This window comes from Ignavibacteriales bacterium (assembly GCA_026390795.1).
Lineage (GTDB): Bacteria > Bacteroidota > Ignavibacteria > Ignavibacteriales > Melioribacteraceae > Fen-1258.
This window is the reverse complement of record JAPLFG010000003.1, coordinates 1,636,063-1,650,952: the sequence shown is the minus strand read 5'-3', so window position 1 is coordinate 1,650,952 and position 14,890 is coordinate 1,636,063. Positions and strand designations below refer to the sequence as shown.

Below are 14,890 nucleotides of genomic sequence, written 5' to 3'. Positions count from 1 at the left end.
AAACAATATGAGTTCAAAACTTAATGATGCCTTCAGCTCCGAACTGTTTAGAAATGAGGGTCACAAGCTTATTGACCAAATAGCGGATTATCTTTCTAATTGTTACAGCCGGAAAATTGACAAAGCGATTCCATGGAAAAATCCGGATGAAATGCTTCGATTCTGGCAAGAAAAAATGTCTGCCGAAAACTTAAGTTTTGAGGAAATAATTGCGGAAACGTTGAACAATTCGGTCCATCTTCATCATCCTCGTTATATCGGCCATCAGGTAGCGGTTCCGATACCATATACTATACTAAGTGAAATGGTTTCTGCATTGTTAAATGCCGGAATGGTTATTTATGAAACCGGAGAGACTTCAACCGCGATGGAAAAAATTGTAACCGATTGGCTTTGTAAAAAGATCGGTTATGGAGAAAAGAGCGGCGGTGTATTAACATCTGGCGGTTCTCTTGGCAACTTGACTGCATTGCTTGCGGCACGTCAAAAAATTATTGACTATGATGTTTGGGAAGAAGGATTAAAAAACGGTCAAGATTTCATAATTCTTGTTTCCGAAGAAGCGCATTACAGTATTTCAAGAGCCGGCAAAATACTGGGCTTAGGAAACGGTGTGGTAAAGGTTCCCGCTGATAAAGATTTTCAGATGGATATGACCGAACTGAATAACCTTTACAACAAATTTATTAATGAAAACAAAAAGGTTATTGCTGTTGTCGCAAGCGCCTGCACAACTTCAACCGGAACTTATGATAAGATAAATGAGATTGCGAACTTCTGCATCGAAAAAAAATTATGGTTTCATATCGATGCGGCTCATGGCGGCGGAGTGATGCTAAGCAATAAATACAAACATTTGATCGCCGGTGTAGAAAAAGCGGACTCGGTAGTAATTGATTTTCACAAAATGCTTCTTTCGCCCGGATTAGTCACCGGAGTCAGTTTCAAAAACAATAATGATTCTTACGAATCCTTTGCGCAAAAAGCCTCTTACTTATGGAATAAAGATACCGAGCAAGAATGGTTCAACATTGGAAAACGAACAATAGAATGCACGAAAAAAATGATGAGTTTGAAAATATTTGTTCAACTGAAAATACATGGCGAAGAACTTCTTAGAGAATATATCGAATCCCGTTATGACGCAGCTAAAGAATTCGCAGATCTCATAAAAATCAACAACGACTTTGAACTTCTAACTGAACCTCAGAGTAATATTGTTTGTTTTAGATTTAACAACGGCGAAACGAATGATGAAAAATTGGACGATATTAACCGAGAGATAAGGCAAAGCATGCTCGAAGATGGAAAATTTTATATCGTTCAAACAATTGCAAAAGGACGTGTCTATTTAAGAACAACAATTATGAATCCTTTTACAGACAAAAGTGATTTTGCCGGCTTGCTCGATGAGATCAAAATTCATTTCAAAAAATTAAGAAAGTAAATTATCCATGAATCATAAATCTATGGACCCGGGGCTTGGTGAAAAATATTTAAGCAATGCCGGACGATTAATAAATCATGACGGCACGTTCAATATGAAGCGTACAGGTGCCGGTTTTCATCACAAGGACATTTATCAAAAATTAATCAATCTTTCATGGCCAAGATTCTTTTTATTAATTCTTCTTTTCTATCTCTCGATGAATTTGGTTTTTGCTCTTATCTATTATTTCATTGGACCGGGTCAAATACAAGGAACGCATGGAAGATTAGGTGTAGATTCTTTTTTTGACACATTTTTCTTCAGTGTGCAAACATTTACAACCGTTGGATACGGCGGAATTATTCCAATCGGCTTTACAACAAATATTATTGCTGCACTTGAGGCAATGACAGGTTTACTTGCATTTGCAATAATAACCGGTTTGCTCTATGGAAGATTTTCGAAACCTTCGGCAAGAATACTTTACAGCAAGAATATAATCGTTGCTCCTTATCAGAAGATAAATGCATTGATGTTTCGGATTGCAAATCAGCGTAATACTAATTTGATGGAAATTGAAGCTAAAATTCTTTTTTCATATGTAGATTTTAATGCAAAGGATCAGCCGCGGCGTTATCTTGATCTTAAACTTGAGCGCACATCTGTCTATTTTTTCCCCCTTAATTGGACGGTTGTACATGCTATTGACGAAAACAGTCCTCTTTTTGGCAAAACCCAAACAGAGTTAGAATCAATGCATGCGGAGTTCTTGATTCTCGTAAAAGGTTTTGATGATACATTTAGCCAGGTTGTTCATTCTCGCTATTCTTACCGTTATAACGAAATCGTTTGGGGTGCACGATTTATAAAAGCGTATTCAACTGATGAACAGGGAAAGATTATTTTCAATCTTCAGCACACTCATGAATATGAACATGTTAAACTCGATTAAGGAGAAAATTAAAGGTTTACTTTTATTATAAGTTGAACTTGTTAAGAACAAAAATGCAATATAAAGTTTAATCGAGAATTCCTTATATTTATATCCGTATGTGAGTGTTAGATATAAACTACGACTGCGGACTATGACTGAGAAAACAAAAGCTGAATTAATAAAAGAAGTTAAGCGCCTCACCAAAGAAAACTCACTTCTAAATAAAGAGTTTGAAAAACTTCCTACAAAAGAAATACTTGAAGATAATGAAGCAAATTTAAATGCCATCTTTGAGAATGTCGACGTTGGAATTATCCTTTTATCCAACGGTAAGATGATGCATGTTAACTCCACTCTTCAAAAAATGCTGGGATACTCTGAAAAAGAATTTATGAAATTGTCGCTGGAACAAATTGTTCATCCGCATGATTTAAAATCCGACGCCAAATTCATTAAAGAGCTAGCCCAAGGAAAAAGAAACCGTTACCAAATTGAAAAAAGATATCTTCACAAAGATGGCAGAATTATTCATGGACGACTTACGGTCTCAAGTTATGGCGATAAGAAAAAAGATGAAAAACTTATCGCTTTCATTGAAGATATAACCGAGCAGAAGCAAACTTTAGATACCTTGGCGGCAGAGCAGAGAATGTTTAAGGTATTTTTAGATATGGCGCCGGATTATATCTATTTCAAAGACTTGAATAGCAGATTCGTCAAAGTAAACAAAGCTCTTGCATTAAAACATGGATTCGCCTCTCCGGAATTGACTGTTGGAAAGACCGACTCAGACTCCTTTGGCAAAGAACATTCTACCGAGTCGTATCTGGATGAACAAATTATTATTAAAACCGGAATTCCAATAATCGGGAAAGAAGAAAAAGAAGATTGGCCGGATGGAAGGACAACTTGGGCTTTAACATCTAAAATGCCATTGTATGATAATAATGGAAAAGTATACGGAATTTTCGGAATCACTCGCGATATAACAGAAAGTAAGCTGGTCCATGATAAAATTAAAGAGAGTGAAAGAGTCTACCGGTCACTTTTTGAAAGTTCCGACGACGGAATATTTTTAACCTCTGAAGGAATAATCATTGACTGTAATCCGGCTGTACTACAAATTTTTAAATGCAACCGCGAGTATGTAATTGGCCGTTCACCAGCCGACTTCTCACCCCAAGTTCAACCGGATGGCAGTGATTCTTTTAGTTTGGCAAATGAAAAAATAAATTTAGCATATGATGGATCGCACCAAAAATTCGAATGGCAGCACAAAAGACCAGACGGAGTATTGATTGATTGTGAAATGTCACTTAAGTCAATTACAATTGAGGGGAAAAAACTTATACAAGCTACAATGCGGGATATAACCAATAGAAAAAAATCGGAGAAAATTAGAGAAGTCCTTTTTGAAATATCTGAAGCAGCCTACACAGCTTCTGATATGACAACATTATACAAAAAAATTCATGAGGTAGTTGGCAATTTAATGATTGCCAAGAATTTCTATATAGCTCTTTACGATGAAAAAACCGAAATGATTTCCTTTCCATACATGATTGATGAATACGATCCTCCATACGAACCTAAAAAATTTGGAAAAGGTTTAACTGAATATGTCTTAAGAAAAGGAGAGTCAACTTTAATTACGGCTGAAATTGACTTGGAATTGAGAAGAACTGGTGAAGTTGAATTGATTGGAACACCAACTTCAATTTGGCTCGGTGTTCCACTTAAAGTCGGCGGTAAAGCTATCGGCGTTATAGTTGTCCAGGATTATGAGAATGAACGGGCTTACGGTGAAGAAGAAATGCAAGTATTGAATTTCGTTTCCGAACAGATTGCGCAGGTTATCGAACGGAAAAGAAATTCCGATGCTGTAAAGAAATACACAGAGGAGCTAAAACAACTTAATGCAACAAAAGATAAATTTTTTTCAATCATAGCGCATGACCTTAAAAACCCTTTTATAACACTTCTAGGATTTTCCGATTTGCTCATTTCGGATTTTGGAGAGTTTACAGACGAAGAGAAAATCTATTACATCACCGAGATGAAAAAAACTGCAGAGGTATCTCATAGTCTTTTGCAGAATTTATTACATTGGTCACGATCACAAACTGGCCGCATCGAATTTAATCCGCAAAAACTTGACTTGCACGATGTTATTTCGAGTAATGTTGAACTCCTAAAGGCATCTGCTGAAAGGAAAAGAATCAAGATTTTGTGCACTATTCCTCATCCGACTTATGTTTCTGCTGATGAAGATATGTTAAATACCATCATAAGAAACCTTCTTACAAATTCGTTAAAGTTCACAAACAAAGATGGCAAAATTGAAATTTATTGCACTCAACAAGACGATAGCCTTCAAATTTATATTTCAGATGACGGCGTAGGTATGAGTGAAAAAGTAAAAGCCAATCTTTTCCGGTTAGATACCACTCAATCAACTTTCGGTACAGAGAACGAGGCCGGGACAGGAGTAGGATTGATATTGTGCAAAGAATTTGTAGAAAAACATGGCGGCACAATTTCTGTTGAGAGCGAAGTTGGAAAAGGAAGTAAATTCTGCATTACCCTTCCAAGATCCAGCTAATTAATAAAAATATTTTCTTAGTCTATTAATTGTAAAACAAAAAACATTTTTTTCGTTTCAATTCTACCGCCGGCATCTTAATCATCCTATTATTTATTGAGGTAAATTGTGAATAAGATTACAATTTCATCGCTAAGCCATCTCCGTTCGAATAAAGCTTTAAGAATTATTTTAATCTATTCTATTATTAGCCTTCTCTGGATTTTCTTTTCCGATGAATTAGTATTTAGGATCCTTTCGAATGTTGCAGCACAAAGATTAATTTCAATTTTTAAAGGATCCCTATTTGTTATTGTGACGGCTCTTCTTTTATACAAATTGATAAAAAATGCTATAACGGAAGTAATGAGCACTCAGCAAAAGTTGCGCGAGAGTGATAACCGGCTGCGTTTTGCTTTAGAGAGTACAAATGATGGTTTGTGGGATGTTCAAATGAAAACCGGTGAAGTATATATTAGTCCGCGCGGTTGTGAAATTCTTGGATATCGTCCCGATGAATTGTCGGAAGTCGTGAAAGTATGGAATGAACTTGTGCATCCTGACGATATTTTAATTACAACTGAACGGCTCAATGATCATCTGGAAGGACGTTCGGATATATTTGACGTTGAGCAGCGTTTGAAAATGAAATCCGGTGATTGGCTGTGGATTCTTACACGCGGAAAAGTAGTTGCTCGCGATGACAAAGGAAATCCACTGCGGATGACTGGAACGCATACAGATATTTCTAAACGTAAACGTGCCGAAGAAACCATCAAAGAGTCCGAAGCCAATCTGAATTCACTTATTAACAATAGGGAAGAATCAATTTGGTCAATAGACAATGAATATAATTACGTCACATTCAATAATTTTTTTAGTAAGGCATATTATGATGTATTTAAAATAGTATTAAAAAAGGGGATGAATGCCATTGAACTATTAACACCGGAATTACGGGATTTATGGAAACCAAAATATGAGACTGTGCTCTCCGGTCAACGAATCATTTTTGAATTTTCCGCTCGAGTAGGAGACAAAATTCATTTTTATGAAGTTTTTCTGAACCCGATAATTTCTGATGGCAAAATAACCGGTGCTACTGCTTTGAGTGTTGATATTACAATCCGTAAAGAGGTGGAGGATGCTCTTCGAGTCAGTGAAGAAAGATACCGTACAATTTTTGAAAGCGCGCGCGATGTTATCTACACGATCTCTACCGAAGGAATAATAACCTCAATTAATCCTGCGTTTGAAACTTTATCAGGATGGTCGATTGATGAATGGATAAATAAACCATTTGGAAGTCTTGTGCATCCAGAAGATTTACCCAAAGCGTACGGTGCTTTTCAGAAAGTGATCGCCGGCGAAAAAATTGAAGCATATGAGATACGAATTCTCTCCAAATCTGGAAAGTACTTGATCGGCGAATTTACACCATCGCCTTTAATCATAGGTAATAAAGCTGTGGCAACACTCGGAATTGCCCGTGATATTACCGAACGCAAGCGTACCGAGGAAGCACTAAGAGAAAGCGAAGAAAAGTTTCGCACACTTGCAGAAACGACTTCCGCGGCCATCTTTATCTTTAAGGGAGAATTATTCGGTTACATGAATACATGTGCGGAAAAAATCACAGGATATAAAAAAGAAGAACTTCTTAATACAAAATTCTGGGAAATTGTACACCCGGAATATCGCGATCTTATAATAGAACGCGGACTCTCCCGGATTCGTGAAGAATTAGTTCCACCTCGTTATGAATTTAAGATCTTGGCTAAATCAGGCGAAGAGAGGTGGCTTGATTTTACCGCAGGTCTAATTAATTTTGAGGGAGTGCCCTCCGGAATTGGGACGGCAATTGATATCACAGAACGAAAGAAAACAGAAGCACAATTAATAGCATCCACCGAGCAAATGAGATCGCTTGCAGCACATCTTCAAACCGTAAGAGAGGAAGAGAGAGCTTCAATTGCAAGGGAGATGCACGACGAACTCGGCCAAATTCTTACATCTTTAAAAATGAACATTACTTTTGCAAAAAGAGAATTAGAGGAAAGTGACTCGAATGAAAAAAAACTTTTGGTTGAACTCGCATCGATGAACCAGACGGTTGATAAAGCCGTAACTCAAGTTAGAAAGTTGATAACACAACTTCGCCCCGAGTTAATTGATAAACTTGGTTTAATAGCAGCTTTGGAATGGTATTCTGACGAGTATGAAAAAACGACTAAAATTAAATGTAGGTTCGAGAGCAATCAAGAAGAACTCTCATTAAATCAGGAGACTGATCTTGCAATTTTTAGAATTGTTCAAGAAACATTAACAAATGCAGCCAAGCATTCGGGGGCAAAGTCAGTCAAAATTTTTCTTGAAAAAACAGAGAGTCAACTTTCATTAGAAATCACCGATGATGGCAAGGGAATTTTAGATGAGGAATTGGAAGGGAAAAAATCATTCGGATTGATGGGGATGCGGGAACGAGCTTCTTTAATTGGGGGCAGTCTTGAAATTTACCGTGGTAAAGAAAAAGGAACGATTGTAAGGTTAGTTTTATAGAAAAAGTGATCTATACCACATTCTCATGTTAAAAATCAGTATAGAATTGATTTAAAAAAGTTTCCATTCATTTTTACATATAATCAGTTACTGACAGGCAATAAAAATAATTGTATATTGAAACTCATTGTAGAGTACTGTTATGATAAATATCTTTATTGCCGACGATCACGGACTTATCCGTGAGGGTATAAAGAAACTACTAAGCAATATTAGCGATATAACATTAGTTGGCGAAACCGCTGATCCCCGCGAAATTTCCGGACAACTTAAAAAAGTGAAGTGTGATATTTTGATTCTCGATCTTTCCATGCCAGGAAAGGATGGGCTCGATGTCCTTAAAGAAATAAAAAGCTTTTTCCCGGAAACAAAAATTTTGATAATGACGATGATGCCGGAAAACCAATTTGCCAAACGGACTCTTAAAGCCGGCGCTTCCGGTTTTCTAACTAAAGAAAGCGCTCCTGATGAATTAATTATTGCAATTAGAAGAATTGCGTCGGGAAGAAAATATGTAAGCCAAAATTTGGCCGAAAAACTTGCTCAGGATCTTGACGATACTTTAGATAAACCAGTTCAAGATCTTCTTTCGGATAGAGAATTTCAAATTTTAAAAATGCTTGGTTCAGGTAAATCACAAACTGATATTGCCGAAGAACTTTCTATCAGTGCCAGTACTGTGAATACTTACCGAAGCAGAATTTTAGAGAAGTTAGACCTTCAAACCACGGCAGACTTGATCCATTTTGCCTACCAGAATAAATTAATTATGTAACCACGTTATGTAGTATAACCGCTACAAAAATTTACGGTTGACTGCTACATGCATTTTCCATTTCGATTCATACTTTTACTTAACAAATGATAGCACTTTGAAGAAAATATTGCTTGTTGATGATTCTAGTTTGCTTCGAAATAATCTTAAAAAGATTCTTGTTTCGATCCCGACATTGCAGCTTGTTGGAGAAGCGGTTGATTCCGATTCAGCCATTAGATTGAATATCGAACAAAAACCGGATATTATTATTCTTGATATTGACCTTTTGAAAGGAAGCGGAATTAATGTCTTAACCAGCATTAAAAATGAGGCCCATTTGCCTACAATAATAATGTTTACAAATTATGCCGATAATGCATTTAGAAAGGCAACTGCAAAACTTGGTGCTAGCTATTTTTTTGACAAGAGCGATGATATAAATGATCTTATTGAAGTATTGAAAAATCTTTCTGCTTAATAATAACATCACAACAAGTGGTAAATAACACTACCGTAAAATCTGCTGTTTACTACAAGATAATCATCTCTAATACTATACTCATAATTCAATTACAAAATTATATTGTCTCTAGAAATTTTGAGGACGAAAGAATGGACGTATTAATTTATAGCAAATTAACTGAATCAAGATTTTTAATTAAAAAAAGTATTACTCAACTTAGCGAGTCTATAAACATTGTTTCCGTTGATAATATTTCTCAAGCTTTCTTTACTCTTGGAGCATATTCGTTCGATTTAATAATTATTGATGTTGGTCAATTTGAAGGCGGATTCAATAAATTAATTATCCGGGCAAAAAATTTATCTCCCGATGCTTCGATTCTTTTCTTAACATTAGTAAACAATAATGGCGTTGAAGTAAATTTATTAAGGGATGGAATTGATTATAGCTTTGGCAGATATTTTCTCTTTGAAGAATTTATAGACACAATTAAGAAAGTCGCTAACCAGTTTTTAGAAGACTCCTATCAATATTCAACAATATAAAAAAATGATAAATAATTTTATGATTACTGAAAATGCAAATATAAACCGTAAAAAACTTTTGATCGTTGACGACTCAGTTGAAATACGGGAAGGATTAAAGAGATTTGTTGCCGGGCTAAATTCTATTGAACTTGTCGGTGAAGCGGGAGACGGGATAAGTGCATTAGAAATGGTTGATAGACTAAAGCCGGATTTTGTCACACTTGATATAAAGATGCCCGGCATGAGCGGGCTATTAATTTTGCATAAAATCAAAAAAAAATATCCGTTAATAACTGTTGTAATGCTGACAAATTTTCCTTTTGAACACTACAGACAAGTATGCCTTAACGCTGGAGCAAGTTACTTTTTCGATAAATCAAATGAATTTGAGCAGATGATTGATACACTTAAATCTCTTACAGCCGATTCAATTTCCATCAATAATACAATTTAGAAAGTATATGCAAGAAATAATCGAAGTGTTACTGATAGAAGAGAATGCTAACGATGCCAATCTTACCAAAGATTATCTCGCAAAGATTAACGAGATTTCTGTAAGCGTATCGGTAGTGGAATATGTTGAAGATGTTAAAGATTTTCTTTCAAAAAATTCTGCTACCATAATTTTTCTCGCGGTAAATTTTCAAAGTTCCGCCGGATTGGATTATATAAGAAAGATGATTGACATTGCACCCTCGCTGCCGATTGTAGTCTTAACCGATTCGAATGCAAACGGTTTTGCAGTTCAATCAATAAAGACAGGTGCGCAAGATTATCTCCTGAAAGATAAAATGAACAGCGAGACAATTAGAAGATCTATGCTTTATTCTATCGAACGGAAAAAGAATGAATCGGCTTTACGTGAAAGTGAAAAAAGATTTAAGGAATTGGCTAATCTTTTACCCCAAGTAGTTTTCGAAACAGATCTAAACGGAATTATAACTTTTGCAAATGATTTAGCATTTCAAGCTTTTGGCTACTCACAAGAAGATTATTCAAATGGTTTGCCTGCTTTGGAAATGATAATTCCAAGCGAACGACAGATTGGAGCCGAGAATATTTATAGAGTTCTGAATAGTGAAAACTCGACTTCTCATGAATACACGGCACTCAGAAAAGACGGAACTACATTTCCTGTAATGATCTTTTCTAGCCCAATTGTTAATGTAGGAAAAACCATTGGTTTGAGGGGCGTAATAATTGATATAACTCAAAGAAAGACTTCGGAAGAAAAACTTATAAAGCTTTCCCGCGCGGTTGAACAAAGCCCCGCTTCCGTGATTATTACTGATTTAAACGGCAATATCGAATATGTTAACCCCAAGTTCGTTTCACTCACCGGTTTTTCATTAGATGAAGTGAAAGGAAAAAATCCAAGAATACTTAAATCCGGTTTTACCATAAACGAAGAATATGCAAATCTTTGGTCAACAATAAAATCCGGAAATGAATGGAAAGGCGAATTTCATAACAAGAAAAAAAATGGAGAACTCTATTGGGAAGCGGCTTCCATATCGCCAATCATAGACAACAATGGAACAATTATAAACTATCTTGCAGTAAAAGAAGATATTACTGAAAGAAAACGTTCCGAAAAAGAATTGATCATTGCAAAAGAAAAAGCTGAACAAGCAGATAAACTTAAATCAGAATTTTTGGCTCAAATGTCGCACGAAATTAGAACACCTCTTCATGCAATGTTAAGTTTTTCTAGGATAATTCGCGATAAAATTTATGGAGAAGAAAGTCTAAACACTGATATTGATAACAGCTTTGAAGGAATTGATATCTCCGGAAAAAGAATAATTCGTACTATAGATTTGATTGTAAACATCTCTCAATTACAAACCGGCTCTTACGATTATAAGCCGCAAGAAGTTGATCTATACAATGAGATTCTTTCTAAAGTCTATAATGAGTATCTGGGCATCGCTAAAAAATCAAATTTAGATTTCAATCTTTCAAAGGAAGAATGCAATACTCAAATTTTAATAGATAGATATTCTGTCCAGCAGATTATTGAAAACCTCATTGATAACGCCATCAGGTTTACCGATAAAGGATTCGTGAATATTTCGCTCGGCATGAACAATGAAAAGAAATTGTATATTCAAATCAGCGACACAGGGATAGGAATGTCAAAGGAATATTTACAAAAAATCTTTACTCCGTTTTCACAGGAAGAACAGGGCTACACGCGTCCGTTCGACGGAAATGGATTAGGTCTGGCTCTAATAAAAAAATATTGCGATTTGAATAATATTGCACTTGAAGTAAAAAGTGAAAAGGGTGTTGGAACAACTTTCACTCTAACTTTTTCGAAATAAATTCTGATTTTTATTTATAAAGCTGATATATGTTTAATTTGTTTTTTATAAAAACCGTAAATACTTTTTTATTTACCATCAATTGTAAACAATACTCGGTCATTATCTATAACCGCTATAAAGTTAATCTTAGAGATCTGAAAGAATTATTATGAGAGATGAAGCAAAAACGAAATCCTTATTAATTAAAGAATTACAAGACTTACGTAAAAAAGTTAGTTCACAAGAATCAACTTTCAATAGACATAAATCCGCCGCTAAAAAATTGCAAGCACAAAATGAAACCGCGGAACATTACAAACTTGTATCCGAAAACAGCGGAGATGTAATTTGGCTTTTTAATCTTGAAAAAGAGAAGTTTAGTTATGTTAGTCCTTCGGTAAAAAAACTGCGCGGTTATACACCGGAAGAAATTATCGAACAAACGATGAAAGACGCTCTAACAAATGAATCTTTCAATTTTGTATCGAGTTTATTGCCTAATCGAATAAAAGCTTTTGAAAACGGTGATGATTCGGCGAGAGAATTAATCAGCGAAGTTGACCAGCCGCATAAAGATGGTCACATTATTCATACGGAAGTAGTTACAACTTTATTAAAAAATAACGAAGGGCGTGTTTGTCAAATATTAGGGGTCACAAGAGATATTACAGAACGGAAAAAAACTGATGCAGCATTGCAAAAAAACGAGGAGCGTTTTCGAAGACTTTTTGAAGAGGATCTTGCAGCCAACTTTATTTCCACAGTTGACGGTAATCTTATTATGTGCAATTCTGCCTTTGTCAAAATGTTCAAATACAATTCAATTGAAGAAGCACTGAAGATTAACTGTTCGGATCTATATTTAGATCCGGCAGATAGAATTGGATTTTTGCAATTATTAAAGACTAAGAGAAGAATTATAAATAATGAAATAGCCTTACGCCGACATGACGGTAAAATGATTCACGTAATTGAAAATGTTGTTGGTCATTTTAATGAAAATGACGAGCTCTATGAGATATCGGGATATATGATTGATCAAACCGAGCCGAAACGCGTTGAAGAATTGGTAAAATTATCTGAAGAAAAATTTAATAAATCGTTTCATTCTTCTCCTATTGCAATGACAATTCAATCAGACGATGATTTATTTATGGATGTAAACGATTCTTTTCTTAAAATGATCGAATACCAGCGCGAGGATATTATCGGGTATCGCGGTCATGACCTAAACTTGTGGGCTGATGATAATGAGCGGGAGAATGCACAAATAAAATTTCAAGCGGATGGAGTTATACGAAATTTTGAATTTAGTTTTAGGACAAAGTTCGGTAAAATCGGCACTGGAATTATTTGGGCTGAGCCAATCTTAATTTCCGGAGAAACATGCGTTTTAACAACTGCATTTAATATTACCGACCGGAAACGTGTTGAAGCTGCACTAAAAGAAAGTGAAGAAAAATATCGTAATATTTATAATCAAGCTCCCGTAGGTATCTACCAATCAACAGTTGAAGGTAAAATGATTAGCGCCAACGATAGATTGGTACAAATTCTCGGATATAATTCTAAAAATGAATTGATGGAATGCGATCTTGAAAAAGATATTTATTTCAATAGAGAAGACCGCATCAAGAGCATTTTTAATTATGAAACTCATGGAAGAGTTGCAGATCTTGATTTGTGCTGGAAAAAAAAGGACGGTACGCCAATTTGGATTCAACTTACTGCTCAAGCGATTAAAGATTCATCCGGGAGTACTCTTTACTACGAAGGATTTGTACGAGACGTATCGGAAAGAATTGAAGCCGAGACTAAATTACGGGAAAATCAGAAACTGCTAAGTACCGTAATAGAAACAATGCCAGTTGGAATTTGGCTGATTGACCGCAACGGCAAAATTATGCATGGGAACAAAGCCGCTCGGATGATTTGGGAAGGAATTAAATATGTAGGCATAGATGATTACGGTGAATATGTCGGTTGGTTTACAAATACAGGCAAAAGAATTGAAGCCCGTGAATGGGGTGCGGCACGTGCACTAACGAACGGGGAAATTATAATCAATGAGGAAATTGAAATCGAATGTTTTAATAAAGAGCATAAATTTATTTACCACTCTGCCGTTCCAATACGTAATTCAAAAAAAGAAATAACCGGTGTTGTGGTTTTAAATCAAGATATAACTGAACAAAAAGCAAAAGAATTACAGATCAGAATGCTCTCAAGCGCTGTAGAACAAAGCACCGTATCGGTTTTTATCACGGATTTGAAAGGTCACATTCAATACGTAAACAGAAAGTTTTTGGAATCAACCGGCTATAGCCGCAAAGAAGTATTGGGTAAAAATCCTTCCATTTTAAAATCCGGCTTAACAACAAAAGATGAATATAGAAATATGTGGGAGACTATTGCAGCTGGTAATGAATGGCGGGGTGAACTTCTAAATAAAACCAAAGACGGTAAATTGTTCTGGGAACTTGAAATAATCTCTTCAATTAGAAATAATTCCGGGGTTATTACTAACTATCTTGCAGTAAAAGAAGATATCTCGAACCAAAAGAAACTAACCGAAGAATTAATTGCCGCAAAAGAGCATGCCGAACATTCGGATAATCTGAAGACTGAATTTATTGCTCAGATGTCGCATGAAATCCGTACGCCGTTAAATATACTTCTTAGTTTTTCCAATTTTATTAAAGAGGAACTTGAAGATAAAAAACAGATTACCGATGAACTGGAAGAATATTTTTCCAAAGTTAATAATGCTGGAACAAGAATAATCAGGACTATTGAGCTAATATTAAACATGTCCGAAATTCAAACCGGAAGTTATACGAATGATCCTAAACCGACCGATATATTAAATGATATTCTAAATCATACCTATCATAAATTTCATCAGCTGGTTGATGATGAGAAATTGCAGTTCGAATTAATACGAAACGCTGTTCCAACACAATCAATTATTGATCACTATTCGGTTGAACAAATTTTTAATCATCTTCTTGAAAATGCCATTAAATTTACGGATGAAGGTTATATAAAAATTTATGTTGATAAGAACGAATTAGATAAGCCGGTAATAAAAATTGAAGATTCAGGGATAGGAATTGGAGAAGACTACTTAAAAAATCTTTATTCTCCATTCTCGCAAGAAGACAGGGGTTACTCACGTTCATATGAAGGCAACGGACTTGGATTAGCTCTAGTAAAAAAATACTGTGATTTGAACAAAATTCAGATTGATGTACAAAGCAAAAAGGGAGTGGGTTCGGTTTTTACTTTAGTTTTCCCGTAAAAAATAATAACGGCGCACATCTCTTAATTA

10 protein-coding genes are annotated in these 14,890 nt (G+C 35.4%); all 10 read left to right on the top strand.

Annotated elements, in window-relative coordinates; genetic code table 11:
* Positions 1–7 precede the first annotated feature (7 nt).
* The 10 genes from NTX65_10855 (at position 8) to NTX65_10810 (ending at position 14,860) form a co-directional block, all read left to right on the top strand.
* Positions 8–1,447: an aminotransferase class I/II-fold pyridoxal phosphate-dependent enzyme gene (locus NTX65_10855; protein ID MCX6169831.1), complete on the top strand. Its 1,440-nt coding sequence runs from the start codon at positions 8–10 to the stop codon at positions 1,445–1,447.
* A 7-nt stretch (positions 1,448–1,454) separates the two neighbouring features.
* Complete coding sequence (locus NTX65_10850) at positions 1,455–2,381, top strand: ion channel (GenBank protein ID MCX6169830.1); 927 nt, start codon at positions 1,455–1,457, stop codon at positions 2,379–2,381.
* 133 nt (positions 2,382–2,514) lie between these two features.
* Complete coding sequence (locus NTX65_10845) at positions 2,515–4,965, top strand: PAS domain S-box protein (GenBank protein ID MCX6169829.1); 2,451 nt, start codon at positions 2,515–2,517, stop codon at positions 4,963–4,965.
* A 108-nt stretch (positions 4,966–5,073) separates the two neighbouring features.
* Positions 5,074–7,503: a PAS domain S-box protein gene (locus NTX65_10840; GenBank protein MCX6169828.1), complete on the top strand. Its 2,430-nt coding sequence runs from the start codon at positions 5,074–5,076 to the stop codon at positions 7,501–7,503.
* 142 nt (positions 7,504–7,645) lie between these two features.
* The gene (locus NTX65_10835; protein ID MCX6169827.1) at positions 7,646–8,278 is read left to right on the top strand and encodes a response regulator transcription factor; all 633 of its coding nucleotides are present in this window, start codon (positions 7,646–7,648) and stop codon (positions 8,276–8,278) included.
* Positions 8,279–8,375: 97 nt separating this feature from the next.
* Positions 8,376–8,738, top strand: a complete 363-nt coding sequence (locus NTX65_10830; protein MCX6169826.1) for a response regulator — start codon at positions 8,376–8,378, stop codon at positions 8,736–8,738.
* A gap of 134 nt (positions 8,739–8,872) precedes the next feature.
* The gene (locus NTX65_10825) at positions 8,873–9,268 is read left to right on the top strand and encodes a hypothetical protein (GenBank protein MCX6169825.1); all 396 of its coding nucleotides are present in this window, start codon (positions 8,873–8,875) and stop codon (positions 9,266–9,268) included.
* Positions 9,269–9,287: 19 nt separating this feature from the next.
* A complete protein-coding gene (locus NTX65_10820; GenBank protein MCX6169824.1) occupies positions 9,288–9,704 on the top strand; it encodes a response regulator transcription factor in 417 nt (138 codons plus the stop codon).
* 7 nt (positions 9,705–9,711) lie between these two features.
* The gene (locus NTX65_10815) at positions 9,712–11,577 is read left to right on the top strand and encodes a PAS domain S-box protein (GenBank protein ID MCX6169823.1); all 1,866 of its coding nucleotides are present in this window, start codon (positions 9,712–9,714) and stop codon (positions 11,575–11,577) included.
* Positions 11,578–11,728: 151 nt separating this feature from the next.
* Positions 11,729–14,860 carry a PAS domain S-box protein gene (locus NTX65_10810; GenBank protein MCX6169822.1) on the top strand — a complete coding sequence of 1,044 codons (3,132 nt, stop codon included), beginning with the start codon at positions 11,729–11,731 and terminating at the stop codon, positions 14,858–14,860.
* Positions 14,861–14,890 lie beyond the last annotated feature (30 nt).